Origin of the sequence: Microvirga vignae, assembly GCF_001017175.1 — a bacterium.
In the GTDB taxonomy this organism is placed as follows: domain Bacteria; phylum Pseudomonadota; class Alphaproteobacteria; order Rhizobiales; family Beijerinckiaceae; genus Microvirga; species Microvirga vignae.
Genome location: NZ_LCYG01000077.1, coordinates 19,061 through 43,531, shown reverse-complemented (window position 1 = coordinate 43,531; position 24,471 = coordinate 19,061). Strand labels below are relative to the sequence as shown.

Sequence of the window (24,471 nt, the reverse complement as noted above, 5' to 3'; positions counted from 1 at the left end):
CAAATCCTGTCCCCGCAACCAACGACACTTGATGTCAATACTGAGGCCCCTCGCTCGGAAACTCCAGCGGGGGTTTTCGTCGTTCAAGGCCATGAAAAGCACGCTCCGTGGCGGGTTTGTGCGTTCGGCGGTTAGACCCGAGAGCGTTCTCGGCGTTCCTCGGTCTTGGAGCGGTTCTGCTTGTGTCGATCTTTCTTCAGCTCCGGCCTTCGGCCTTTGTGCTGCCGTTGCTTTTCATTCGCTCTCTTCCGGCGAGCGATCGAGGTCGCAGTCAGCTTCTCCTCGATCTTAGAATTCAGATCTGATCGCAAGTTGATGACGGATTCAACATCTTCGTAGACATGCGGATAACGCTGCGCTAGCCAAAGCCAAGTCGTTGCGATTTTCACCCTGGCCTCAAGCTTCAGAAGATCAGTGTGCAAACCGAAGTTTGGCGGTTGAACAAAACCATTCACAGCGTGCTGCCTGGCCCATTCGAGAAGAAGTTCGACAGCCATGCGCTCCCGGACTTCGACGGGAGCCATCGCATAGGATAGGCGATCCAGAATTGGCATATCCACCGTATCGAGGAGAAGCGCGAGCTCGATCATCTCCCCCATATCGGCCATGCGAAGGTCTGGATGGCCGGCCACGAGAGTGTCATTCAAGTGACGAAGAATGTGGCCGAGCCGGTCGGTCTGGAGAACCTCGCTCGCAGACATGACCGTCTCCTGATTAGGGCGCACATAGGCCTTGCCGCGAAGCTTTGCGCCCTCTCCTGTCAGTGCATTCGAGATGATACCTTCGGCACGTCCATAAGAGCCAGCCTCGGGAAGCGCAGTGACCAGTCCTTCGTCATGATGGCCGAAGCGCCCTGCTCTACCGGCAATCTGCTTGATCTCCATCGAAGTAAGCTGTCGTTCCTGGACACCATCGAACTTGCGGAGTGTCGAGAAAACAATTCTTCGAAGTGGACCGATATTGAGGCCCATTCCGATTGCATCTGTTGCGACGAGGATTTCCGCTTCGCCGTTGCGGAAGCGTGCAGCCTCGGCTCTGCGGACTTCCGGACCAAGGGCACCATAAACGGTCGCTACCGAGCGTCCTGACTGAACGAGCCGGGCGCGGAGTTCATGGACATTCGCACGCGAGAAGGCGATGACCGCGTCGCCCCTGGACAGCTTGCTGAGTTCGACAGGAGCACGCTCCACATGAAGCGGTCCCTTTCGTTTGAGGATCCTGATATCCAACGACTCTCCCGTCATTGCCAGGAGATGCTCGACGAGGGGGATCGCCTCAGGAGCTCCGGTCAGAACGACGAGGTGGGCCGGAGCCCCAACAACGGCCTGCGTCCACGCCCATCCTCGATTGGGATCACTGAGCATTTGCACCTCATCGATCACGCAGACATCGACGACCCGGTGCAGGTCCAGGGTCTCAATGGTACGGGCGACATGTGTCGCACCTTCGGGAAGAATGCGCTCTTCACCGGTGACCATACCGGCCGAGAAATCGCCCTCGCTCAAGCGCTCGTAATGCTCAAGCGCAAGGAGCCTCAAGGGTGAGAGGATCTCGGCTGTCTGAGCCTCTCCGGCCAATCGGAGAGCCTCGTGGGTCTTGCCTGAATTGGTCGGCCCGGCGAGGAAAACGAACTTGCGCTCCAGGGATCGGGCGACTGGGAAGATCGTGGCGTACCGCTCGTAACCGGACGCCTCCCGAATCTGAGCCTCACGCATGTGCCGGAGCCGCTTGGCGGAGGCTCTGGATCGGATGTCATCAAGTTTCTGACGGAGCCTGCGCCCGGCACCCGCAGGTCCGTGCTTGTCGGATCCATGGATCCGGTCGAGTTTTTCGAGGGCCGAACGGATGCCCCCAAGGATGGCTTGTCGCTCTTGGTCATCCTGATAGGCGGCCAGATAGGTATCGAGTTCGTCCCGCCAGCTCGCAACCTCCTGCTCGCATGCCTCATGCGTCGCATACCGCAATTCAGCCAACCGAGCCTCGAGGGCTTCGGCCGCGATCTTGATCTCGGTTGGCCCGACCCGGGCCGGCGACAGAACGACAGCAGCAACCTCCGGCGGCTCGGCAAAAGCGAACTCGACCAAAATCTCAGCCGGACCGCCATCTGGCAGGATCTGGATGTCCTTGCTGAAGACGGCTCGATAGCCGACAAATGCACGGTCAGACCCTGGTCCGGGGTTCCGCTGCTGTCGCTCCGTATCACGGTTGTTGCGATCGAGCCTGCGGATATCCTCGACGATATAAATCCCCGTATTCTTCCGAATGGGCGCCAGGATGCTCTGCCGACGCCGGTGGGAGATATCATCGACAGGGTTCACCAGCCTGCTCTCGTAATCTGCATCATTCCGGGCTTGCGCAGCGTTGCCGCGCCGGTCGTGCATATGGGCTTCATCCCGAGTCCGCCATGCAGGAACCTCCACCGCCAGCTTGGCGATGACCTCCGGGTCGAACATTCGAGTCTCGTATGTGCGCCCCGACTTTCGATATGTCTCCCGTCCTGCAATCGGGACAAGCCCAGCCTCGATCCACCTCTCGCATTCAGCGGCGCTGGCGAGAAGAAGCCCAGGTAGGTGATTGATGGTGACGAGATCTTTCGATTTCTTGGACATTCACAGATCCGACGGAAACGATCGGAACCGGGAGACGATACCCATACCTCGGCTCGCGGGGCGTAGCGCCGTCTCCCGGTTCCAGATTTGTCCTAGGACAAGAAGGGCGGAATAGGGACAGTTGGGAGATAACCACCTGCAGGTCCTGTTGTTCGATCAGAGCTGGAACCCTGTGCAAAGGGCGACTTTATGGAAAGAGCGGCTTCGGGCCAAGAAGCGCTCCCCTATCCCCAATAAGAGCTGATAACAGGTGCTGCCCCATGGGGCTTTGAGAGAACGGATACTTTGACGATCGGCGGCCTGCCCCTTGAGCCTGTCAGGCTGCTGCTATCCACTCCCGCAGTTTCGTCCAGCGCCTCTTCATCTGCCCGCCCCTTACCGCCATTGCCACAGCTTTCTTTTGGCCGACCAATACGACCAGACGTTTGCCTCGCGTAACGCCGGTGTAGAGCAGGTTGCGGGCCAGCATCGTGAAGTGCTGCGTGACGACAGGAATGATGACGGCGGGATACTCCGAGCCTTGCGACTTGTGGATCGTGGTCGCATACGCGGGCACCAGCGTGTCGAGTTCGCCAAACGGATATGAGACCTCCCGACCATCGAACGCCGCGATCAGCGCTCCCTCTTCGTCGTCGATCCGTACCACTGTCCCCAGATCGCCGTTGAAGACCTCCCGGTCATAGTCGTTCTGAGTTTCCATCACCCGATCTCCCGGCGAGAAGCGCCAGCCAAACCGCTCCACCCTGGACGCAGGATTGGGGTTGAGCACCTCCTGAAGCTGGATGTTGAGGTTGCGGGCACCGAGGACACCCCGATTCATCGGGCACAGCACCTGAATGTCCTTCATCGGATCAAGGCCGAAGCGGCGCGGAATTCGCTCCTTGATCATTTGGATGATCTTCGGCACACCTTCTTTGGGATCGTCGATTTCGACGAAGTAAAAGTCGCTCTCCTCGCCTGCCTTCGGCGGCTCGGGCATCTGACCTTTGTTGATGCGGTGTGCGTTCACCACGATCCGACTCTCGGCGGCCTGGCGGAAGACTTCTGTAAGCCGGGCAACCGGGATGCGATCCGAGCCGATGATGTCGGCCAGGACCTGCCCTGATCCAACGGACGGCAACTGGTCCACATCTCCCACCATGAGCAACCCGGCATGCGCTGGAATGGCCTTGGTCAGGGCATTCATGAGCGGGACATCCACCATGGAGGTCTCGTCCACCACGAGCAGATCGCAGTCGAGCGGGCTCTCCTCATTACGCGAGAAGCCGCCGTGTTCGGGGGCGATCTCCAGAAGGCGGTGGATGGTCTTCGCGTCCAGTCCGGTCTGCTCCGTCATCCGCTTCGCCGCCCGCCCGGTAGGGGCCGCCAACGCCACCTTGACGCCCTTCGCGACCAGGAGGCGCAGGATCGTATCCAGAAGGGTCGTCTTGCCGACTCCGGGACCGCCCGTCACGACTGCCACCTTGGAGCCGAGGACCAGCCTTAGAGCCTCCCGCTGTGAGGCCGCCAGGGTCTTGCCCGTGCGACCCTCCACCCATGGAATGGCACGTTCAAGGTCGATCTCGGGCCATGGGGGTGGACCGGACGCCCGCTCGATCAGCCGGGAGGCAATGGCCTGTTCGGCCAAGTAAAGCCCCCTCAGGAAAAGGCAGGTTTCAGTGCCGATCGTATCCGAGACGATCTCTCCCGTGGCAAGCTCCTCGACAATTGCCGTCCGGATCAGTTCTTGGTCAACATCAAGCAGTTGTCCTGCCAGCCGGGCCAGAGCCTCGATCGGCAGAGCGCAGTGTCCCTCGTCCGTGGCGGTCTGAAGTGCAAACGAGATACCGGCCCGGATGCGCTGTGAAGCCGTCTTCTCCATTCCGAGCTTGGCTGCAATGGCGTCGGCCGTTCTGAAGCCTATTCCCCGCACGTCCTTTGCGAGACGATACGGGTCCTCGGTCATGACCTGGACGGCGTCAAAGCCATAGGTCTTGAAGATGCGCACCGCTCGCGCCGTGCCGACGCCATGCGCGTGCAGGAAGATCATGATCTCCCGCACCGCCTTCTGCTCGGCCCAGCCTGCCACGATGCGGGAGGCCCGCAAAGGACCGATCCCCTGCACCTCGATCAGACGATCAGGACTGGCCTCTATGATCTCGAAGGTGTCCTTGCCAAAGGCTGCCACGATCCGCTTTGCCATCGCTGGTCCGATCCCGCGCATTTGTCCCGAGGCAAGATACTTCTCGATACCTTCGACGCCAGTTGGCGGGGTTGTCTTGAGCACCTCGGCCTTGAATTGAAGCCCGTGGGTGCGGTCGCTGATCCAAAGGCCGCTCGCCGTGATCCATTCTCCTGCCGAAACCGCAGGGGTGTGGCCGACCACTGTCACGAGGTCCCGCTTGCCTCGTGTATGTACCTTCAGGACAGCAAAGCCGTTTTCTGCATTGTGGAAGGTGACACGTTCGACCGAGCCCGCGAGGGTCTCCAAAACAGGTTTCTGATCAGCCTGTGGCATTCGGAACATCTGATGCATGCTGCTTGCTAGGGGGTCCCCAGCCTCTTCAAGTTGATCCGTGCACGATCTTGCTGACGAGGTGCTCTCCTCCGCTCACTCTTCCCCGCTTGGATGAGCCAGCACGGGCTCCGGGACCGTTCAGGGGGAGCCAGAGATAAGCAGCAAAATCGTGCAATTCCTTGACGTCCCTTATGTTCTATGTTTGTTCTTTTTGCGACAATCGTACAGGAGAGGCTAACCGGACCGTGATGAGTACAGGAACAAGGCGAAAGCTCACAGAGCCCAGCGCGACTGAGCAAGAGTTGAAGGATATGCAGCGGATGCTCGCGAAAGCCGAGCAGAAAATCAGAACGCTGCAAAACAAGATAGCTGGCCAGCAGCGAGAAATTCGTGATTTACGGGCGCAGGTTAAGCGCGAGGAGAACCTCATCGCCGAGCGGAGCGAACTCAAGGCCGAAATCACCGACCTTCGGATCGAGAACAAGGAACTGACCCGCGCCAACCGAGAGCACGTCGAGAGAAACGAAGCTCTGCAGGCTGAGAAAGAGAGGTTGAAAGCCGAAGCGAGGGCCCGGAGGTCGAATAGCCTGAGCGCAGGTGCGAGCCTTGGGAGAATCCCGCAGTCGTCAGTGACTCGACCTCTCCTTAAGCAGCAGACCTCCTGATCCCCGGAATTTCCCTTGTTCGCTGTCGGAGCGCCGCTACGCTGGGCTCTCCTGTATACTGCGGGGGAGAGCATAGACATGGACGACGGCGCTACTGACCATCGAAGCCTGTGGTTTCTTAACACCCACGTCACCATCCGCCTTTCGGCGCAGGAAGGTTCGGACGGCATCTCTGTGCTTGAGCATCGGGCTTCACAGGGAGACTCACCGCCTCTGCACATCCACCATGATGAGGACGAGATCTTCCACGTGCTCGAAGGAGACGTGCGCTACCGCGTGGGCGACCAGGAGCGCCGGGCCGGAGCGGGTGAGACGCTGCTTGCGCCCAAGGGCATTCCCCACACCTACAGGGTCGAGTCGGCTGAGGCCTGCATGCTCACGATCACGCGAGGCGAGTTCGAGAACTTCATCCGTGCGTTTGGACGGCCTGCCGAGCGAGAGGGACTGCCGGATCCATCTGGCCCTCCCACTCCTGAGCAGGCAGAGGCTCTTGCCCGCGCCTGTCGGCAATTTGGGATAGAACTCGTCGGCCCGCCCCTGTCGTGAGAAACGGGCGCATGTTCTTCCACCAGCGAGCCTCGGATGAAGCATGTCCTGCTTCATCATGCAGCCACATCCAAGGAGATGCCGCGGGCCTCTGCGAAAGCAATGAGAGCAGATTCGCCGTCGATACGACGACGCTGGTCGATGACCCAACCGTCGCCGTCCTGCACGACAATATAGCCCCGCGCCTGCAGACGGGAGACAAGAGTCTGAATGCCATTCGTCTCCGTCTTCGTGACCCCACGCTCCGCGATGAAACGCTCGATGGCAGCCTGAGCTGCTTGGGCGAGATCGACGGCGTCCGCACGGTTCGCCGGTTTGGCTCTGGCCTTGGCCTGAGCCATGACGCGCGCCGGATCCCGGCGTACCGATTTCCAGCCGCCCCGGCCAGACACCTGGGTGGGAGTTGAGTCTGCGCCTGGCTCCGGACGAGCCGCCACGGGTGTCTCCACCACGACGATCTTCGGTGTCGGAGGCGACGCAGGCGTCTGCATCTGACGAGGGACTGCAGCCTGAGACACGCCCTGCGCCGCAGGCACGACAGCCTTCTTGAGGGCAGGTTTGACGACTGCGCGCTTTGGTTTCTCCAAGGGGGATTTTCCATCCCGAACCGGGAGCCCGACATCTTTGGCCTTGCGTTTAGGTGGCGCTGCGGCTTCGGCCATTTTGGCTTCGACCTTCATCGGCTCCGCTTTCGCAATGCGCTCGGCTTGAGCATCGGCGATCCGCTTGCCGAGATCAGCAAGGCGCTGGTCGATCCGGCGCTTCTCGGCAATGGCGTCCATCGCAGCTCGCACCATGCCGGCCTCTGCCTCCGAGACTAAGCTCTTCAAGCGCTCGGCCAGCGTGGCCTCGAGGCGCTTGAGCGCGCGCTTGAGTGCCGCACGGGGGTCGATCGGCGCAGGGATCATCGGCGCGGGAACTGCCGCGAGCGCAGGGGCCGCCGCCCGTGCCCGCTCCCCTGCGGGCATGGCGGAAATCCTCTCCTGCGGTGCAGGTTTTGCATGGTGCACAGGCTTCCGTGTCAGGGGCTTCGCGGCTTTGGGTCTCGCCATTTCCGAGGCCGTGTTTTTTGCGAGCTTTGAGAGATCCCTGACGCCGATCAACCCGAGGTCCTGCATCTTCCAGCGAATCTGGGTGATCGTTCTCCCGAGTTCTTCCGCAATGCGCCTGTCCGTCATGGGCGGATCGGCTGACACCAACTCGCGCAGGCGCGTTACGCCCGCGTCGTCCCAGGGTTGATGGGGTTGGACAAGAGTGCCGATCTGGCGGGCCCTGGCATAGGTTGCAGGCACCGGCCTTCCGAGTTTCGCGGCGGTCACGGGGACCGGAACTTTCGCAGCCCTGTCACGGCGCAAGATATCGAGTTCTTCTTCAGTCCATACCCTGTTCACGGCAGGGTTCTCCTTCTCTCAGCGAGGCTGGGATCCGGCGACCCTGCATCACGACCGAATGGGGATGCGCAACGAAGGGAGGTCGCCGGGTCTAGCCGGCGACGATGAACGGTCAAGCCGGCTGTGAGGGGAAGAGCACCAATAACATGGTGCCGGTTGGTGTGGAGCTTGTCGCTTGGGGCGAGGGTGCGGATCCGAAACTGGATCGCTGCTCCTGTTCATGCTCTGGCAGACTGAGCCTGCTGGCGAAGCAAATGCTTCGCCATGCCGACCAGTGTGGTTTGACGAGATCGAGCTGCCAGTGCATGGAAAGGTTTCGAAGGGAAACGAGCCCGTTATGTAATCGGCTTTTTTCTGAAACTCAATAAAAGTTCCGCAAGTCCATCGAGACGATTAGGACCGACGGTCGTGCGCAACCTCGAACGCGATCCAAGCTTCGAATAGAGACACGATCCTCGTGCGGCAGAGCCTCCTGACGCCTGCATTGCAGGCATAAGGCAGCTGAAGTCCACTGCTCCCAAGTTGGGCCAGAGGGAACTCCTTCGCGTCCGTTCAACTGTGCTGGGCGATCAACTCCATCCAAAGAGTAGAGCTGATCGTTGGTCGCGTGTGTGAACTAATCCCTAAGAGCGGCTTACCCAAACCAGTTGAATGGTTAATATTCTTGCCATGCCCCGGTACAGATTTTTTGTCTCAAACCAGCAGGATCGCGTCAGATATCCGCGAAGTTTTGACCTGGCTGATGCCGACGTCGCGAAAGGCGTTGCGTTGCAAATAGCCAGAACCTTCGCTGAGGTCGTGCCGTATTGGGATGAGCTATCGGCTGACCAGCGGAATGACTTCGTGGTTGAGATTGTGGACGAGGCAGATCAAACGGTTCTAACGGTTCCCTTCGTGGGTACAAAATAGCAAGCGCTGAATGGGCGAGCGTAGCACGAGGCTCGGCCCAAGGCGTCATGCACCGGCGATGGACAGAGGATGCGACCATGGGAGGCTCGCCCCTCAGTGGTGATCGTCGTCAGGCGGCTGATCAGCCAGCCTCTTGATCTCGATCACCGCAGCCGTGACAAAGGCAGAGATGGCGATGAAGGTCACAATGATCGTGAGGGTTCCTTCCTGAACTCCTGGATTCATGCCGACCAGCGGGATCAGCAGCAACGCCGGGATGCCAAGGGTGATTGCGGCAAGGATGTAGACTAGGCTTGTTGATCCCCGATCCTCATGGCTCTCCGGCTCGACTTCATGAACCATGGGGTGATGCTGAGTTCGCTCCTGCTTCTGGTCGTCTCGCAACTCCATAGCTTCGCTGGGCTGGGATAAAGAGCTTGCAACGTCTTGATCGGGCTCCTTCGGAGCAAGACCCTCCGCGAATGCGACTGTCTGCACCTGTTGCTTGACTTCGTCTCTGTTCCTATTGTGTGGGCCTTGCTGATCCTCCCCACGCTGAATGCCCTCCGCAGTCAAGCTGGGGGCACTTGCGGGAGCGGCGTCCTGTGGCGGCGGAACGCTGGAGACAGTGTTTCCTTCTGCGCTTTCCATCACACCATTGAGTATCTCGGTGCTCAAGGGGGCCGGAACCATCTCCACCTTGCGTTTCGATGCCGGGCGCGGCTTGCGGGTGGCTGCTCTTGAGCGTGGCGAGCCATCCGCATCATTCCGTCGGTTTAGGTCATCAGTTTGGCTTGGGTGCTTCGGAGGTTTCCTCATAGCGGAATCAAGAGCAGATACCTTGGCGTTTTCATGACGTCAGGTTGAATATGGCGCTTTTAATCTGCTGACGAAGCCAAAGCGGTATCTCTATCGTGCTGTCGGCAGCCATGGCTGCCGACACGGTCGAGTTCTGGTTCAGCGAGCAACGCTCGTGTGATGCTGAGCGGGATCGAGCTGGTTCGCATGATACGTATAAGGACAGGCGAAGTACGTCTGTCACTCAGATCTCTCGCTCGCTCGCCAGTTCGAGTGGCTCGCCGCATGAATCGCCATCATTCGACATTGCCCAATGCTGTTCTCTTGAACCGGATGCCAGACAGCTTCTCGAGCAGCGCGCGCTGGAGCCCGAATGTCATGATGAACAACACAGCAATCCAAATCCCGACGGCAATCGGGCTGCTGTAGAACACGGAGATGTCTCCGAGGCTCATGAATAGTGCTTCCCGCAAATGCTTCTCGATCAAAGGCCCAAGCACCAAGCCCACCACCATAGGAGCCAGTTGGAATTCGAACATGCGCAGCACGTAGCCTATGCAGCCCAGAAGCAACAGCATGTGAAGATCCAGCATGCTGTTGCGTACGCTGTAGGAGCCGATCACGACTAAGATGAGGATCAAGGGTAGGAAGATGTGATGTGGAATTCGCAACAGGCTAACCCACAAACCGATCAGCGGAATGTTGAGAATCAGCAGCATCAGATTCCCGATAAACATCGAGACGATCACACCCCAGAAGACTTCGGGATGGTTGGTCAGCAGGAGCGGACCCGGCTGCACGCCATGCACCATCATGGCTGCCAGCATCAATGCGGTCACGGAGCCAAATGGGATTCCAAGGGAAAGCAGTGGTCCCATCGAGGAGGTTGCCGCCGCGTTGTTGGCCGTCTCGGGTCCAGCGACTCCCTCGATCGAGCCCTGGCCGATCTCGTCGCGATATTTCGAGACCGCTTTCTCCAAACGGTAGCTCGCGAAGCTCGACATGGTTGCGGATGGACCAGGCAGCAGCCCGAAGATGAACCCGATGATGGTACCGCGCCCATATGGAGCCCAGGCGCGCCGCATCTCATCGCGGGTCGGCAGCATCTCCCGTAGACCGACCCTGATCGGCTTTACCTGATGCTGGATCGTTTCGACGACGCTCATGATCTCCGCCAAGCCGTAAAGGCCCACCACGAGCGCTACTAGCTCGACGCCTTGCCTGAGATCGTTGAATCCCAACGTAAAGCGGTTCTGGGCCGTCACCTGCTCTTCGCCGATAGTGCTCAGCACTAGTCCGAGCGCCATCGGCAGGACACCGGCTGCCAGCGAGCCGCCCGACATCCGGGAGAGGATCAGAAGTCCGCCCGCCGTCAGCGCGAAAAACTCCGCCGGCCCGAACATGATGCCGAAATCGGCCATTGCCGGCGAGAACAGCATGACCCCGATCACCGAAGCCGTTCCGCCTAGGAACGAGCCTATCGCCACAACGGACAAGACGCCGCCCGCCCTTCCCTTCTTCGTAAGCTTGTACCCATCGATGCACGTCATCACTGACGCCGATTCACCCGGCATATTGATCAATATGGCAGTGGTGGATCCGCCATACTGCGCGCCGTAATACATACCCGCCATCATGATGAGGCCGGCGCTCGGGCTGAGCGAATATGTCACCGGCAGCAGCATGGCAATCCCAGCCACAGGTCCGAGCCCGGGCAGCACGCCGATCGCCGTGCCGGCCAGCGCGCCCAGGAATGCCGCCAGAAGATTCTGATAGGTCAGAACGACACTGAGACCGTATAGCAAACCATCTATGGCACTCATGACGGTCGATCCACGTTAGCTGAACAGCATACCGCGTGGCAGCGGCACTTTGAGCAGGTAGATAAATACCACGTACAGTGCCCCCGTTATTATCATCGAATACACGGCAATACGCGGCCATGGGAGGTTAGACAGGATGCGCATCAGCAATGCGCAGAACAGTGTGCTGCTGATCAGCTGGCCTGCCCACGGCAATAGGATAAAATAGCCCAGCAGCAGACCGATTAGGCTCAGCAGCCGCACAAGGTTCGTGCCTGCCGGGACAGCGATCTGCTCGGCCGGATCCATCGTCCAGCCCTCCCATAGGGCGGCTAGGCTGCCGAGCAGGAAAAGAGCGCCAGCAATGAGTGGGAAAACCGCCGCTCCGGGCTGCTCCAGTTGGCCGAGAGGCAACTGGAGCGCCATGCTGAGATACCCGGCGGCAAGGAATGTACCGATGCCGCCGATAGTGAGATATCCCTTACGCTTCTGGAGAGAAGCAGACATCATTTGGCGGCACTCTTCTTATCGAGCCACTCGATCAAGCCAACAAACTCATTTCTGAGTTCACCCAGCTCGGCAGAGACCTCATGGGGACTTTTCAAATCGAGCACGAAACCGTTTTTCTTAGTGAACTCCTTGAACTCCGGGCTCCGCACCGCTTCCTGCGAGGCCGCAACCAGCTTTTCTCGGACATCATTCGGCAACCCCTTCGGCGCGATCACGGAATAGCCGGATGGTATGGTGGCATTATAGCCTGCATCGGGGATCGACATTGCGTTCGGAACAGGCTCATACTTTCCTTTCGCAAACACTCCCAGCACCTTCAGCTTGCCGGCTTCAATCTGAGCGATCGTGTTTCCACCGTAACCGACAGCACCCTCGATCCGGCCGCCCATGACCGCCAGCAAGGCCTCGCCGCCACCGCCGGTGAATGGAACCGTTGTGATCTTCACATCGGCAGCGCGGTTGAACTGCTGGACCACCATGTCCGAGATCGACCGCACACCCGACACCCCGACCCGGATCTTGCCCGGGCTCTTCTTCACGTCGGCCAGGAACTCTTCGAACGTGTTCCATGGGGCATCCGGACGCACGACCAGCATGCCCGGCACGTCTGCGAGCTTCGTGATGATCTCGTAATCGTCGGTCGTTTTGTAGGCCAAGTCCTTGTTGACCAGCGGTTGATACATTAGCGCTGCGCTGTCGCCGAGGCCGATAGTGTAGCCGTCCGGATTGGCGCGCACGACAAGATTGGTGCCGATCGTCGCGGATCCGCCGGGCTTGTTTTCGACGTTGACGTTGCGGGACAGGGCTTTCTCCAGTTGGGCGGCGAAGGCGCGCGAGAGCGGATCGGAAGAGCCGCCCGGATTGAACGGGACGATGAAGGTGATGTCCCTGCTTGGATAGTCCTGCGCCTGGGCCGAAGGAGCCGCGGTCAGTACCAGCGCGGCCGCCAAGCCCTGAACAATTCGTCTTGCGACATGTCTCATATTTCTTCCTCCCTTTTCATAAGCTCTCCGAACGGAAGAGCTGTCGGTAAGCAAGTACCGCCCTTTTTTGGCAGGTCCCTTTCATGACCTTGAGCATCAACATGTCGAACCCGCGAAGGCTGGCGGCTTCATCGCTATCCAATCCGTGGCGCGCTCATACGCGGCCGCTACCCGGAAGACGACATCTTCCCGTTGCCGGGGCCCGATGAGCTGCATGGCGATGGGCATGCCTTGTTGCGAGAGCCCGCACATCATCGACAGTGCCGGATGTCCAGTCACGTTGAAAGGCGCGCGTGCGTGCTGGAGATAGTTTGTGGCGATAGCTTTCTCATCGTCGATCCTGCAGGCGGGATTCATGGCGTTGGCGGCGAGGAGAACATCAACTCTGCTGAACGCATCATCCACATCCTGCCGCAGCTTCGCGGCTAGCATTCTCGCCCGAATGTAGTTTTCCGATGTGATGAAAGCTCCGACCAGCAGTCGCTGCCGACTCAGCTTTCCGTATTTTTGCGGGTGCGCACGCATTGCCTCGCCATGGATCGACCAGCCCTCGGACGTGAGGATCGTTCGGCTGACGGCGGCGAAATCCTGAAGTGGCGGCAACTCGATATCTGTGACGATGGCACCGAGTTCTGCCAGCACACTCGCTGCTGTCTCGAGCGCAGCGGCGGTATCTGGCCCGGCAACATAATCCTGCTCATGAAATCTTCGCACGAAACCGATACGCATGCCGGTAATATCCCGGTCCAGCTGAGGTGAGGAACGCTCCCTGCCTGTAAGCACATCCAAAAGGAGAGAGACATCCTCGACACGCCTGCCCATCGGGCCGACATTATCCAAGGTCCAGGAGAGCGGAAAGACACCCTTGCGCGAGACCCGCTCATAGGTTGGCTTCAACCCGATGACTCCGCACGCACCCGCTGGGTTACGCACAGAACCTCCGGTGTCGGTCCCGAGGGCCAGGGGGAAGAAGCCAGCCGCAAGACCAGCTCCGGATCCAGATGACGATCCACCGGGGTGGTGATCCGGATTCCAAGGATTGCGTGCGGGGGGATAAGGAAGATCGAAGGAAGGCCCACCTATCGCAAACTCATGTGTCGCGACCTTGCCGAGAATGATCGCTCCGGCATCTCGCAGGCGCATTACGCATTCTGCATCCTCCCTGGAGATGTTGTCGGTCAGCATGCGGGAATGGCAGGTCGTCGGCAGACCCGCAACATCGATGATGTCTTTTATGCCGACCGGAACGCCATGAAGGGGACCGCGCTCCCGTCTGGCGAGGATGTTGGTCTCCGCTTCTTTTGCCTGCCGGAGGGCACCCTCCACATCGAGATGCACGAAGACGTTGATCCTCGCGTCGAGGCCCGAAATCCGTTCGAGCAGATGCTCGACGACGGTCACGGGCGACAGTTCGCGTGTCCGGTATGCCGAAGCCAGCTCTGTTGCCGAAAGCCATGCGATCTCGCTCATGGGTTCGGCTCCGGCACGAAAATCGCCCTGAGAAGCCGCTTCGGGATCTTCTGCTCTGAAATGGCTTTGTTGTATCGGACGGCCTGCTCCATCGCCATCAGCACGTCGTCGGGAAAGGCAGCAAAAACCGTCTCAAGGTTCGCGGCTTCGACCTGTGCGCGAGCTGGGTCCGGCCTCTTCTGCGCTCGCGCCGGATCCGTATCATGAGAACTCATCAAAATCTCCCGATCCTTGAGCCATGCATGAGAGGTAGAGGAGCATTGTCCAAGTCGAGTTCCTCTGCTGCCTGCTGCCAAGCATATATTTGAATTATCGGACCTCTTTTTCGACAGCACCAATCCCGGCGCCGGCTGTTGTCATGTTCGGATTGTAAAACCTGAGAAATAGCTGTCAACAGTTTACTGTAGTAAGTATAATGCTGCGAAATCTGGTTGGAGTGTCTCTGGATTTATAGCGGCGCGGCCACTTCGTTGGTCAGGATGTGACGTTGATTGCGCAGGGCCAGCGACGAATGCACGTTCGGAGCCCTGTTTCGACGTGGCGGAACCAAAATACGATCAATGTTGGATGTATCGCTCACATTCTACGCAGTTGCCATTCCAGCCGCGATGCTGGTGGGATTGGCGAAAGGAGGCCTGCCGGTCGTTGGGATGGTCAGCGTACCGCTTCTGGCGCTCGTCACGTCTCCGCTCGAAGCCGCCGGTCTGCTCCTCCCCATCTACGTCATCACGGACATGTTCGGGCTGTGGTTTTATCGCCGCGACTACGATCCCCGGAACCTGAAGATTCTTACCCCGGCAGCGATTGCCGGGGTCGGCGTTGGGTGGGCGACAGCGTCGTTTGTCACCGAAGCGTCCGTGGCCGTGCTCGTCGGAAGCGTCGGCATCGCATTTTGCCTCAACAACTGGCTGAGACGGCACGCGCCCATCAAGCCTCAGCCGGCCGATGTGGGGCGGGGCCTCTTCTGGGGGGCCCTATCGGGATTTACGAGCTTTGTTTCTCATGCCGGAGGACCGCCATATCAACTCTATGTGCTCCCCCAGAGGCTGGAAAAAATGATCTATGCGGGCACGACGACCATTCTGTTCGCAATCATCAACGCGACGAAGCTCGTGCCCTACTGGGCTCTCGGCCAGCTCTCGCCGGCGAGCCTGCGATCTTCAGCTCTTCTCGTTCCAGCCGGAATCCTGGCGACGCTTGTCGGTGTGCGGCTGGTTCGTATCATTCCGGAACGCGAGTTCTTCGTTGTTGTCCAGACTGGACTTCTCCTCCTTTCCCTCAGACTGACCTATCAAGGACTGTCTCACCTTCTGGGGTAAGACGGCATCCTTTGAGGCTGTGGCGCCGCATCACTCCCGATTTAAGGCGCGGTTCTCCTTAAGCCACTCGTCGTAGCTCAGACGTTTCATCTCGAACCGGTCACGCGTGCGCGTGTAAAGGGAAGCAAACAGGCGGCCGACAGGCCTGTAGGCGTCGATGTCGATCCGCAGCGTATCCGGGTCCATCAGGCCATCGCGCACGTGCATCATCATGACCTCTCCGATCGCGATCTTGCGCTGGGGCGCGACCTGGACCAACGCAATGCGCTTGCATTCCAAGGTCACTGGCGCTTCTACGACCCGCGACGCCTTCACCAGATCGCAGGGAGCGAGCGTCAGGCCGGCCATGTCGGCCTCATTGATCTCCTCTGGAAACTCGGTTGCGCAGATGTTCATCGCATTGGCGATGCCCTCGTCCACCAGGTTGATCGCGTATTCGCCGGTCTCCACGATGTTGAGCGTCGTGTCCTTGATCCTCCGGTCATGGTGGTCCTGAAGGCCCAGAATGACGACGGGCGGATCCTCGCCGAACATGTTGAAGAGGCTGTAAGGCGCGACATTGTCAATGCCAGCCGGAGAGCGGCTTGAGACCAGCGCGATCGGCCGCGGCACCACGACCGACGACATCACCTTATACTGGTCATTCGCCCCGAGACTGCGAATATCGATTTTCATGTGCATCCCTCCGCCGGCCGGGAATGGTACCGGCGTGCCAGAAGCCGGGAGTGCGCACTCCAGAGCTGGTCTTGGCGTGCGCGCGATGCGCAGGCGCGAAGCCTGCGGTTAATAGTCGTCACCGGGCACAGTGCCTTCGGGCAGGCCCTCGATGTGGCGGCTGATGTCGCCCGGACGGGTCAGCCAGACCTTGTCGCGGTGGCTTGCAATGTGTTCCAGCGCGCGGCGCAGCTCCCGGAGCCGGTAGGGCCGGCCGACGAGGAACGGATGCAGCGAGATCGGGAACACCAGCGGCCGGTCCTTCGACTGCTCCAGCATTTCGTCGAAGGTGCCAACGATCATGTCGGCGAATTCGGCCGAGCTGTAGCGGTACCAGACGAGAGCCCGGTTGTCGTTGTTCTCGATGGGATAGGGCATTAGCAGAATCCGCCCGGAGCGCGTCTTCGCCCAAACCGGCTGGTCATCCATCGTCCAGTCCATGGTGTAGCGGTAGCCGGCCTCCTGAAGGAGATCCAAGGTGTTATTGGAATTGGAGAGCCAAGGGCTCATCCAGCCGGTCGGCCTGATCCCCTCGTGCTTTTCGATGACGGAGGTACAGTCCTCGATGAGCTTGCGCTCCTCCTCTTCCGAGAGGCCTCCCTGCTCGTCCGAGTTGGTGATCCCGTGTCCGAGAATCTCGTCCTTGCGCGCGCGGATCCGCTCCATGATTTCGGGGCAATGCTCATAGACGGCGGTGTTGAGCTGATGCTCGACCGGGAGATCCAGCTTGTCAAAGAGATTCATGAGCCGCCAGAAGCCAACGCGGTTTCCGTAGTCGCGGAACGAATAGACGCTGTGGCTGTTGGCCTGGTCGGGCGGCGCGATGGCAGCGCCCTTGCCCTTGCCATAGCGGAATACCTCGATGTTCATGGCGATGTACACGGCAAGCCGCTTGCCGCCCGGCCAGTCGTAGACGGGCCGTGAATCGATGCTGGAATAGGCGTAGCGTCCATGATCTTCGAGCATACCCGGTTCTCCCAATTGTGCTGATGTCTAAGACGCCATGCCCCAGTGACGTCACTCCGCAGTGGCGCGGCTCGTCCGCTCCGCCACCGCAGGCGCTTGTCGATGAAAATCCGTCGCCGTTTGATAGGCATGCCCAACGACGAAGAGGCGCGCCTCCGCGAAGGGACGCCCGATCAGCTGAAATCCCATGGGCAAGCCGTCGCTCGAGAAGCCGCAGGGCAGATTGAGCGAGGGGAGACCCAATAGCGAGATCGGACGCGTGAACTGCGTCATGCCGCTGACGACTTCCAACACCCGCTCGCCGGTGGCGGCCTCGACGTCGGTATCCTCGATCCGTGGGACCGGGAAGGGAATGGTCGGCAGATGCAGGACGTCGATCCCATCCATCGTGTTATGGAGGAAATCGCGCGTGAAATGTGTACGCAGTCGCAGGGCATCGATGTACTGCGTGGCAGTAATTGCAAGACCGGCCTCGATCCGCACCCGCACATTGGAGGCGTAGTCCTGCGGCCGGCTTGCAAGCCACTGCCTGTGCATGGCGGCGGCTTCCGACTTGATGATCGTTTCGGCGGCGCTGTAGAGCGGCTTCAGGTCTGGATGCCGGGTGCGCTTAATCGTAGCGCCCAGGCGCTCCAGCACCCTCAGGCTCTCTTCCAGCGCGGCGCGGACCTCCGGGTGGACACTCGCCAGTGCCTCGTCACCGGGCACGCCGACCCGCAGGCCCTTCAGGTCCTGGTCGGCCCGAAACTCCGGGAGTGTGAAGGGCGGCTGATGAGCCGTGGTCGGATCGCGCGGATCAGGACCTGCGACGGCCTGGAAGATCAGAGCAGCGTCGCGCACGGTGCGGGCGAGAGGCCCGATATGGTCGAGGCTCCAGGAGCGCGCGACCGCGCCATGACGGCTGACCCGCCCGTATGTCGCCTTCAGGCCGACAAGGCCGTTGGCTGCGGCTGGCAGCCGGATCGATCCGCCGGTGTCGGAGCCGAGCGCCCCGTAGACGAGACGGGCGCCTACCGCCGTCCCCGAGCCGCTCGACGATCCGCCGGAAACCCGGTCCTGGTCATAGGCATTCCGGCAGGCGCCGTAATGGACATTGTGTCCCGTCGGTCCAGCCGCGAACTCCGACATGTGCAGTCCGCCCAGGTCCACCGCTCCCGCGGCGTCGAGCCGTTCCAGGACCGTCGATGTCTCTTCTGCCACACGATCCCGCAGGATCTTGGTTCCGCCGGTCGAGACATGGCCGGCGCGATCAAACATATCCTTATGCGCCAGCGGGATGCCATGCAGGGGGCCCCGGCTGTGGCCAGCCGCGAGTTCCCGGTCGCGCTCGTGCGCTGTCTCCAAGGCCTCTGCCGCATCGACGCGGATGAAACAGTTCAGTGTTCCATTCAGTGCCTCGATCCGACGCAGCGCGTTTTCGGTCAGCGCTACGCTGGTCACCCGCCCTTCGGCGATTGCAGCGGACGCTTGCGACAGGTCGAGCAGGTGCAGATTATTCATCGGCCTTCTCATCCATGAGCAGCACGGCGAAATGCGACGGCTCGTCATAGTAGGACAGGAGGCCGACATGGGCTGAGAGGTTGCCAGCAAGCCTTCCGGCCTCGACCGCGATCTCGGTTACACGCGTGCCTGTCCTGGGAACGCCCTGCAGATCGAGACTGGCGCGAGCCAGATCTTCCATCGCTCGTCCCCGCCCGTTCTGCTCGGCAGCCGATGCTGTTCGATCCTCGGCTCTGGATGATCCAGCCATCACCTACTCCATCATGTTGGGAATGAAGAGCACAATGCTTTGGTCAACTCGGTTGCGGTACCCGCGTGCCTGACTGTCTGTTAAACAAATTTGAACACTGAGCTGCTGCAGATTGTCAACAGTAGACTTACCACGTATCCTGAAGTCCGGCTGTGCTCGAATATGGCTGGACCCCGCCGACAGCTCATAGTGCAGCTGTCATAATCCTATGGGGTGGGCGCTCCTGCAGCCCCCTCTCCGGCATGCGGCTGGCTTAGCCGCAGTACGCAATTCGATGGAGTCTGATGTTGATCGACCTCGTAATCCGCTCAGACAAGGTGGCGACCTCCCATGGGGCCGGGGCCTATGACATTGCCATCTCCGGCGGCAGGATCGCCGCAGTCGCCGCGGCCGGCACGTTCGAAGCCGCCCCTGGCCTCCGTTTGATCGACGCCACGGGCAGGATCGTGATTCCAGGCGGGATCGATCCCCATGTCCACTGTGCTTGGCATGTTCCGAACCCGGACGGCACAGCGGGCCTCTCGGATCCCCCTCCTATCGTGAGCAAGGCCGCTCTCCACGGCGGCACCACGACAATCATCGATTTCGCCCGCTGGACACACGGCACCACGATCCGTGACACCATCGAGACGCGCGACAAGACCTGGATCGGACAGTGCTATTGCGACTACGCCTATCATGTCATGGTGGAAGGCACCCTCCCCGCCGATCTCTTCGGCCAGATCGCCGAGACCATCCAAGCGGGCTATCCGACGATCAAAATCTTCACCACCGACATCCGTCCGAGCACCCGTGGCCGGATGGTCAAGTTCGGCGACATCTGGGAGGTATTCAAGGTCATCGCTGCGAACGGCGGCATGGGCGTCATCCATGCGGAAGACAACGACATCGTCATGCACATGTATGACAAGCTGATCCGCGAAGGCCGCACCGGTTTCGCGAACATGGCCGAGGTGCACAACGCCCTGTCGGAGGACTTGTCCTTCCGGCGTGTCATCCGGCTTGCCGAGCAGGTGCCGGGAACTGCGCTCTACATGATGCATGTCAGCGCCGCCAGCGGCGTCGAGGCGATCCGCGCCGCAAGGGCAAGGCAGCTGCCGATTTACGGCGAATCGCTCCACCAATACATCATGTACACCAGCGAAGACTACAAGCGCGAGAACGGCCAGATCTATCACACCTATCCGTCCCTGAAGTCGAAGGAGGACCAGAACGCGCTCTGGGCGGGAACGCTCGACGGCACGATCAATGCCATCGCGACGGACGAAATCTGCTGCACCCTTGCCACCAAAACGCAAGGGAAGCGCATCGACGACACGACAGGCGGCAATGCCGGGGTCGAGCCGCGCGTGTCGCTGATGTACACGGAAATGGTCGAGCGGCGGAAATATTCGCTGGAGAGGTTCGTCGATCTCGTTTCCACCAATGCGGCGAAACTGATGGGACTTTATCCTCGCAAGGGCGCCATCGCCGCCGGCAGCGATGCCGACATCGTCATTCTCGATCCCGGGCTTCGCCGCGTGCTGCGGCGGGAAGAGCTCCATGAGGCCGATTATTCGCCCTGGGAGGGCCACGAGGTCGCCGTCTGGCCGTCGCTGACCATGCTTCGGGGCATGATCGTGATGGAGAACGGCGAGTTCTTCGGAGAGGCGACGGATGGAACATATCTTCCCCGCAAGATCTCCTCGGACATCCTGGCGGGCCCATGTCTCTGACGGACGACAGGGATCAGGCAGAGATCATGCAGGCGCTCCATGCGCTGCTGGCGGAGAGCCTCGTCCTCTGGGACGCCCGACACTGCGTGCAGCCATTGGACACCTCCTCGGCCATCGTTCTTTGCGACGAGACCGGAGCGCCTTTCGCCACCATCGAGCCTCACCGGCCGCAATCCGACCTGATCCGCTGGTCTGTCACTATCGTGGGTGGATGTTCCACTCCGCGCCCGCGGGCGTGCAGCTCAATTCTTGGTGTGCTCGAGACCGTCAGGGCGGCGCTCGACATTCCCCCGATGGAATCCTCCGCGATGCGGCTTGGCGTTTCTCCCGGTGCGGTATGATCCCGGTTACGCTTCTCACGGGGTTTTTAGGCAGCGGCAAGACGACGTTGTTGTCGCGCCTGCTGCGCGAGCCCGCCTTCTCGAAAGCCGCCGTGCTGATCAACGAGTTCGGCGAAATCGGGCTCGATCATGATCTCGTCGAGACCGGAGACGAAACCCTGATTGCTCTCAGCACCGGCTGCCTGTGCTGCCGGGTATCATCAAGTCTCGCCAAGACACTCGCACTTCTGGAGGCCCGCCGCTCAGCTGGAGAAATCAACTTCGATCGCGTCGTTATCGAAACCTCGGGGCTTGCCGACCCGGTGCCGATTCTCCAAGCGCTGGCTGGCGACCGGATGATTGCGTCGAGCTTCTTTGTCGATGGCGTGGTCACCACGGTCGATGTGATTTCCGGGGCTTCGACGATTGAGCGCTACGCCGAGGCCCGGCGGCAGGTCGCAATGGCCGACATGCTGCTCGTCACCAAGAAGGATGTGGCCGAAGGCGGCTTCAAAGACGTCGCAGCGACATTGGGAGCGATCAACCAGACGGCCCGCATCATGGATGCGCGCGACTGGAAAGGCGATCTCGTGCATCAGGCCGAGACTTCCCGCGGCGTGTTAAGCGCTTCCATGCAAACACTTTCGTTGCGCCTGAGACCTCATCGCCATAGCTACAACTTCTCGACCGTCTCGATCGTCAGCGATCGGCCTTTGTCCGCGCTGACACTGCCCCTGTTTCTCGAAGGGCTGGCGGCGCATCTCGGACCAAGACTGCTCCGCGCGAAGGGGCTGATCGCCATCCGGGAGTTGCCGGAGCAGCCGATGGCGATCCACTGCGTCCAGCACATGGTCCACAAGCCGATCTTTCTTCCCAGCTGGCCGTCAGCGGAGCGCCGATCCCGGATCATACTGATCGGCCACGAACTTCCGGAACGGTGGCCTGGCCTTCTGCTGGAAGCGCTCGAAGCAGAGGTCGCCAGCATTACAGGACCGGCAGAACCCACGATGCTCGCCTAGGAGGAAAAATCATGAGCAAGCCCAAGATCGCCGTCATCGGCACAGGGGGAACCATTTCGTCCATTAGCACCCACTCCCTTGAGGTGCTCGACTATCCCGAAACCGGCCGCAAGATGGAGCCTGCGGAGGCAATCGAGCGGGTGCCCGAAGCTGCGCAATTCGCAGAGCTGCTTCCCCTCCCTTTCCGCGCTGTCGGGAGCACCAAGATCGCGCCGGCAGACTGGCTGGAACTCGCACAGCTGATCACGAGGACGGCCCGCGAGCAGGCCGACATCAGCGGCTTCGTCATTCTGCACGGCACGGCCACACTGGAAGAAACCGCCTATTTCCTGAGCCTTGTGCTGAAGACCGACAAGCCCGTGGTTCTCGTGGGTGCTCAGCGCCCAGCCAGCGCCCTCAGTTCTGACGTGGGGATGAACCTCGTGTCGGCAGTGCGGACGGCGATCGACCCGCAGGCCGGGGGCAAGGGCGTGCTGATCGTGCTCAATGACGAGATCCACAGCGCACGCGACGCTTCGAAAACGTCCACTTACCGGCTGCAGACCTTCAAGAGCCGAGACTTTGGCCTGCTCGGTCACGTCGACGGCGATGGGGTATATTTCTACCGTGCACCGCTGCGGCGACACACGTTGGAATCCGCTTTCGACATCGCCAGGATCACCGAATTCCCGCGCGTGGATATCGTCTATTCCTACGCCGGCTCCGATGGCTGCGCGGTGGATGCTTTCGTCGCTGCGGGCACGCGCGGCCTCGTCTCCGCTGGCCTGCCGCCGGGACTGACAACGCCCCTCGAGCGCGAGTCGTTCGAAAAGGCCGCGCAGGCGGGCGTCCTGATCGTGCAGTCGAGCCGTGCCGGAAGCGGCCGCGTCGCCCGGCGCTCCTATCTGAAAGACAAGGCCATGATCGGAGCGGATAACCTAACCCCGCAGAAAGCGCGAATCCTCCTGGCGCTTGCGCTCACGCAGACGAGCAATCCCGACGAGGTGCAGACCCTTTTCGACACGCATTAAGGTACCAGGGGTGGCGGACCTGTCCTGTCCGCCACCCTTGCACGCTGCTCACCGAGATAACCTTCCCGCGACCTCTACCTGGCCGGGCTCCTTGGCAGATCGAGACGCCTGCGCACGTAACGGCCCGTCCCGCTTGCTCCGTCGACCAATGCGCCCTCTCGCAGAACTGGGCGTCCGCGGACGAAGGTATCGTTGATCCGCCCCCGGAAGGTCTCGCCTTCATAGATGGAATAACCGGCGCTCGACACGATGTCCGAACGTTCAAGGGTCCACGTCGCGTCGAGGTCGACCAGCGTGAGGTCAGCATCGAGGCCGGGAACGATGGCTCCCTTGGCGTGTCCTATCCCCATGATACGCGCAGGGTTCGTGGCCGTGACCTCGGCGATGCGCTCAAGTGAAAGCCCGCGGCGGTGATGTCCTTCGCTCAGCAGCACCGGCAGAAGCGTCTCAAGGCCGGGGCAGCCCGGTGACGCCGCCCAGACGCCACCCTCCTTCGAGGAGATGTCACGATGGACATGATCGGTTCCAACGGTATCCACTTCTCCGTCAATCAGTGCCCGCCACAGTCTCTCCCGGTCGGACGCCTCACGGAGCGGTGGATTGATCTTACCAATATCTCCGCCCGCCCAACCGATATCGTGAGTCAGATAATGGGGGCAGGTTTCGACGAAGACCTGCGCACCAGCCCGGCGATGACGCAAGGCGGCTTCGAGCGCTTCGGCGGAGGAGGTATGTACCACATAGAGTGGCGCGCCGGTCTGGGAGGCGATGTAGGCGGAGCGCTGGACGGCATCCGCCTCGACAAAAGGCGGACGGGTGGCGTTCCAGGTGGCAAGGCCGTTGCGGCCGTCCGGATCCTGCTTCTTCACCCGATCCCGTAGCACCCAGGCGATCTCAATCGTTTCCGGGTGAGGGCAAACCATGCCGCCATGCGCGGCAGCTGCCTCGCAGAGCCGGAAGAGAAACCCGTCGTCAATATCTGGCAAGCCGAGGCGCGCGCCCTCTCCACCCCGATTGTTCATGAAGATCTTGAAGCTCGGTGCTCCGTATTCGCCGACATAGCGCGGCACGCCAGCCAATTGCTCCTCGGTCGAGATGATGAAGTGATAGCCGAAATCGATCCGTGCACCCTGTTCCGTGACAGCAATCACCTCATCGAAGATTGCCTCGAAGGGGTCGGTCGCCATCAGATAAGGGATAAAGCAGGTCACACCGCCCTTGGCGGCAGCTGCCGTTTCGCGATCTGCATCGCCGGGCTCGCGTGGCCGCGAAATGTCCTTGCCGTGGCCGAGATGGAGATGGACGTCGATTGCACCGGGCATGACCACAAGTCCCCGTGCAGAGATGTTCTCGCGCGCGGGAGCGCTCTCGCCAGGCGAGAGTATCGCCGCGATGCGGCCGTCACGGATGGCGATGTCGCAGGCGGTCCGACCCTGGCCGGGCAAAATCGCCTCGCCGTCGCGGATGGTCAGATCATATTCCATCATGTTGTCTCCCTG

At 60.7% G+C, this 24,471-nt stretch carries 22 protein-coding genes; 8 read left to right on the top strand and 14 right to left on the bottom strand.

Translation table 11 applies throughout. The features are described from left to right. Positions 1-131 precede the first annotated feature (131 nt). Positions 132-2,609, bottom strand: coding sequence for a helicase-related protein (locus AA309_RS32505; protein ID WP_084731624.1), 2,478 nt, complete (start codon positions 2,607-2,609; stop codon positions 132-134). Positions 2,610-2,925: 316 nt separating this feature from the next. Then, positions 2,926-5,106: an SF1B family DNA helicase RecD2 gene (gene recD2 / locus AA309_RS24990; protein WP_425286902.1), complete on the bottom strand. Its 2,181-nt coding sequence runs from the start codon at positions 5,104-5,106 to the stop codon at positions 2,926-2,928. A gap of 320 nt (positions 5,107-5,426) precedes the next feature. Between recD2 and AA309_RS24985 the strand changes: the two genes are divergently transcribed. Next, positions 5,427-5,771 carry a hypothetical protein gene (locus AA309_RS24985; RefSeq protein WP_150117741.1) on the top strand — a complete coding sequence of 115 codons (345 nt, stop codon included), beginning with the start codon at positions 5,427-5,429 and terminating at the stop codon, positions 5,769-5,771. Positions 5,772-5,849: 78 nt separating this feature from the next. Next, the gene (locus AA309_RS24980) at positions 5,850-6,317 is read left to right on the top strand and encodes a cupin domain-containing protein (protein WP_047191740.1); all 468 of its coding nucleotides are present in this window, start codon (positions 5,850-5,852) and stop codon (positions 6,315-6,317) included. Between the two features lie 56 nt (positions 6,318-6,373). On the opposite strand, the gene AA309_RS24975 is transcribed toward AA309_RS24980, so the two are convergent. Next, positions 6,374-7,708: a hypothetical protein gene (locus AA309_RS24975; RefSeq protein WP_047191739.1), complete on the bottom strand. Its 1,335-nt coding sequence runs from the start codon at positions 7,706-7,708 to the stop codon at positions 6,374-6,376. 651 nt (positions 7,709-8,359) lie between these two features. Here AA309_RS24975 and AA309_RS37850 point away from each other — a divergent pair. Then, positions 8,360-8,617 carry a DUF6894 family protein gene (locus tag AA309_RS37850; RefSeq protein WP_047191738.1) on the top strand — a complete coding sequence of 86 codons (258 nt, stop codon included), beginning with the start codon at positions 8,360-8,362 and terminating at the stop codon, positions 8,615-8,617. 93 nt (positions 8,618-8,710) lie between these two features. Here the strand turns inward: AA309_RS37850 and AA309_RS34645 are convergent, their stop codons facing one another. The 6 genes from AA309_RS34645 to AA309_RS24940 all read right to left on the bottom strand — a co-directional run bounded on the left by AA309_RS34645 (position 8,711) and on the right by AA309_RS24940 (position 14,374). Next, positions 8,711-8,959, bottom strand: a complete 249-nt coding sequence (locus AA309_RS34645) for a hypothetical protein (protein ID WP_150117740.1) — start codon at positions 8,957-8,959, stop codon at positions 8,711-8,713. A gap of 731 nt (positions 8,960-9,690) precedes the next feature. Beyond that, positions 9,691-11,217, bottom strand: coding sequence for a tripartite tricarboxylate transporter permease (locus tag AA309_RS24960; protein WP_047191736.1), 1,527 nt, complete (start codon positions 11,215-11,217; stop codon positions 9,691-9,693). Positions 11,218-11,232: 15 nt separating this feature from the next. Continuing rightward, positions 11,233-11,706, bottom strand: a complete 474-nt coding sequence (locus tag AA309_RS32500) for a tripartite tricarboxylate transporter TctB family protein (RefSeq protein WP_052954981.1) — start codon at positions 11,704-11,706, stop codon at positions 11,233-11,235. Then, positions 11,703-12,689, bottom strand: coding sequence for a Bug family tripartite tricarboxylate transporter substrate binding protein (locus AA309_RS32495; RefSeq protein WP_084731622.1), 987 nt, complete (start codon positions 12,687-12,689; stop codon positions 11,703-11,705). The genes AA309_RS32500 and AA309_RS32495 overlap by 4 nt, the downstream gene beginning before the upstream one ends. A 96-nt stretch (positions 12,690-12,785) precedes the next feature. Then, positions 12,786-14,159 (bottom strand): amidase, encoded by a 1,374-nt coding sequence (locus AA309_RS24945; RefSeq protein WP_047191735.1) that lies wholly within the window; start codon positions 14,157-14,159, stop codon positions 12,786-12,788. Beyond that, the gene (locus tag AA309_RS24940; RefSeq protein WP_047191734.1) at positions 14,156-14,374 is read right to left on the bottom strand and encodes a hypothetical protein; all 219 of its coding nucleotides are present in this window, start codon (positions 14,372-14,374) and stop codon (positions 14,156-14,158) included. Before AA309_RS24940 ends, AA309_RS24945 begins: the two co-directional genes overlap by 4 nt. Positions 14,375-14,719: 345 nt before the next feature. Here AA309_RS24940 and AA309_RS24935 point away from each other — a divergent pair, with 345 nt between their 5' ends. After that, on the top strand, positions 14,720-15,478 hold the full coding sequence (locus AA309_RS24935; protein ID WP_047191733.1) for a sulfite exporter TauE/SafE family protein: 759 nt from the start codon (positions 14,720-14,722) through the stop codon (positions 15,476-15,478). 30 nt (positions 15,479-15,508) lie between these two features. Here AA309_RS24935 and AA309_RS24930 read toward each other — a convergent pair whose 3' ends face one another. The 4 genes from AA309_RS24930 to AA309_RS34640 all read right to left on the bottom strand — a co-directional run bounded on the left by AA309_RS24930 (position 15,509) and on the right by AA309_RS34640 (position 18,908). Next, complete coding sequence (locus tag AA309_RS24930; RefSeq protein WP_052954979.1) at positions 15,509-16,153, bottom strand: flavin reductase family protein; 645 nt, start codon at positions 16,151-16,153, stop codon at positions 15,509-15,511. Between the two features lie 108 nt (positions 16,154-16,261). Next, complete coding sequence (locus AA309_RS24925) at positions 16,262-17,158, bottom strand: polysaccharide deacetylase family protein (protein WP_052954978.1); 897 nt, start codon at positions 17,156-17,158, stop codon at positions 16,262-16,264. A gap of 51 nt (positions 17,159-17,209) precedes the next feature. Then, a complete protein-coding gene (locus AA309_RS24920; RefSeq protein ID WP_047191730.1) occupies positions 17,210-18,658 on the bottom strand; it encodes an amidase in 1,449 nt (482 codons plus the stop codon). Next, positions 18,651-18,908: a hypothetical protein gene (locus AA309_RS34640; protein WP_150117739.1), complete on the bottom strand. Its 258-nt coding sequence runs from the start codon at positions 18,906-18,908 to the stop codon at positions 18,651-18,653. Before AA309_RS34640 ends, AA309_RS24920 begins: the two co-directional genes overlap by 8 nt. A gap of 284 nt (positions 18,909-19,192) precedes the next feature. Between AA309_RS34640 and AA309_RS24910 the strand changes: the two genes are divergently transcribed. Genes AA309_RS24910 through AA309_RS24895 form a run of 4 tightly spaced genes read left to right on the top strand, consistent with a single transcriptional unit; the run spans position 19,193 to position 22,972 of the window. Next, positions 19,193-20,623, top strand: a complete 1,431-nt coding sequence (locus AA309_RS24910; RefSeq protein ID WP_047191728.1) for an amidohydrolase family protein — start codon at positions 19,193-19,195, stop codon at positions 20,621-20,623. Continuing rightward, the gene (locus tag AA309_RS35460; protein WP_047191727.1) at positions 20,614-20,964 is read left to right on the top strand and encodes a hypothetical protein; all 351 of its coding nucleotides are present in this window, start codon (positions 20,614-20,616) and stop codon (positions 20,962-20,964) included. Before AA309_RS24910 ends, AA309_RS35460 begins: the two co-directional genes overlap by 10 nt. Beyond that, positions 20,961-21,962 carry a CobW family GTP-binding protein gene (locus AA309_RS24900; protein ID WP_047191726.1) on the top strand — a complete coding sequence of 334 codons (1,002 nt, stop codon included), beginning with the start codon at positions 20,961-20,963 and terminating at the stop codon, positions 21,960-21,962. Before AA309_RS35460 ends, AA309_RS24900 begins: the two co-directional genes overlap by 4 nt. An 11-nt stretch (positions 21,963-21,973) precedes the next feature. Further along, positions 21,974-22,972: an asparaginase gene (locus AA309_RS24895; RefSeq protein ID WP_047191725.1), complete on the top strand. Its 999-nt coding sequence runs from the start codon at positions 21,974-21,976 to the stop codon at positions 22,970-22,972. A gap of 74 nt (positions 22,973-23,046) precedes the next feature. Here AA309_RS24895 and AA309_RS24890 read toward each other — a convergent pair whose 3' ends face one another. After that, on the bottom strand, positions 23,047-24,459 hold the full coding sequence (locus AA309_RS24890; protein WP_047191724.1) for a dihydroorotase: 1,413 nt from the start codon (positions 24,457-24,459) through the stop codon (positions 23,047-23,049). Between the last annotated feature and the right edge of the window lie 12 nt (positions 24,460-24,471).

What these genes read in the sequence shown, in the direction of transcription:
- AA309_RS24890 (WP_047191724.1), bottom strand. Translation starts at nt 24,459, where the DNA reads ATGATGGAATATGATCTGACCATCCGCGACGGCGAGGCGATTTTGCCC.
- AA309_RS35460 (WP_047191727.1), top strand. Translation starts at nt 20,614, where the DNA reads ATGTCTCTGACGGACGACAGGGATCAGGCAGAGATCATGCAGGCGCTC.
- AA309_RS37850 (WP_047191738.1), top strand. Translation starts at nt 8,360, where the DNA reads ATGGTTAATATTCTTGCCATGCCCCGGTACAGATTTTTTGTCTCAAAC.
- AA309_RS24985 (WP_150117741.1), top strand. Translation starts at nt 5,427, where the DNA reads ATGCTCGCGAAAGCCGAGCAGAAAATCAGAACGCTGCAAAACAAGATA.
- AA309_RS34645 (WP_150117740.1), bottom strand. Translation starts at nt 8,959, where the DNA reads ATGGTTCATGAAGTCGAGCCGGAGAGCCATGAGGATCGGGGATCAACA.
- AA309_RS32495 (WP_084731622.1), bottom strand. Translation starts at nt 12,689, where the DNA reads ATGAGACATGTCGCAAGACGAATTGTTCAGGGCTTGGCGGCCGCGCTG.
- recD2 (WP_425286902.1), bottom strand. Translation starts at nt 5,106, where the DNA reads ATGCCACAGGCTGATCAGAAACCTGTTTTGGAGACCCTCGCGGGCTCG.
- AA309_RS34640 (WP_150117739.1), bottom strand. Translation starts at nt 18,908, where the DNA reads ATGGCTGGATCATCCAGAGCCGAGGATCGAACAGCATCGGCTGCCGAG.
- AA309_RS32505 (WP_084731624.1), bottom strand. Translation starts at nt 2,609, where the DNA reads ATGTCCAAGAAATCGAAAGATCTCGTCACCATCAATCACCTACCTGGG.
- AA309_RS24900 (WP_047191726.1), top strand. Translation starts at nt 20,961, where the DNA reads ATGATCCCGGTTACGCTTCTCACGGGGTTTTTAGGCAGCGGCAAGACG.
- AA309_RS24925 (WP_052954978.1), bottom strand. Translation starts at nt 17,158, where the DNA reads ATGCTCGAAGATCATGGACGCTACGCCTATTCCAGCATCGATTCACGG.
- AA309_RS24935 (WP_047191733.1), top strand. Translation starts at nt 14,720, where the DNA reads ATGTTGGATGTATCGCTCACATTCTACGCAGTTGCCATTCCAGCCGCG.
- AA309_RS24895 (WP_047191725.1), top strand. Translation starts at nt 21,974, where the DNA reads ATGAGCAAGCCCAAGATCGCCGTCATCGGCACAGGGGGAACCATTTCG.
- AA309_RS24980 (WP_047191740.1), top strand. Translation starts at nt 5,850, where the DNA reads ATGGACGACGGCGCTACTGACCATCGAAGCCTGTGGTTTCTTAACACC.
- AA309_RS24940 (WP_047191734.1), bottom strand. Translation starts at nt 14,374, where the DNA reads ATGAGTTCTCATGATACGGATCCGGCGCGAGCGCAGAAGAGGCCGGAC.
- AA309_RS24920 (WP_047191730.1), bottom strand. Translation starts at nt 18,658, where the DNA reads ATGAATAATCTGCACCTGCTCGACCTGTCGCAAGCGTCCGCTGCAATC.
- AA309_RS24910 (WP_047191728.1), top strand. Translation starts at nt 19,193, where the DNA reads ATGTTGATCGACCTCGTAATCCGCTCAGACAAGGTGGCGACCTCCCAT.
- AA309_RS24960 (WP_047191736.1), bottom strand. Translation starts at nt 11,217, where the DNA reads ATGAGTGCCATAGATGGTTTGCTATACGGTCTCAGTGTCGTTCTGACC.
- AA309_RS24930 (WP_052954979.1), bottom strand. Translation starts at nt 16,153, where the DNA reads ATGAAAATCGATATTCGCAGTCTCGGGGCGAATGACCAGTATAAGGTG.
- AA309_RS24945 (WP_047191735.1), bottom strand. Translation starts at nt 14,159, where the DNA reads ATGAGCGAGATCGCATGGCTTTCGGCAACAGAGCTGGCTTCGGCATAC.
- AA309_RS32500 (WP_052954981.1), bottom strand. Translation starts at nt 11,706, where the DNA reads ATGATGTCTGCTTCTCTCCAGAAGCGTAAGGGATATCTCACTATCGGC.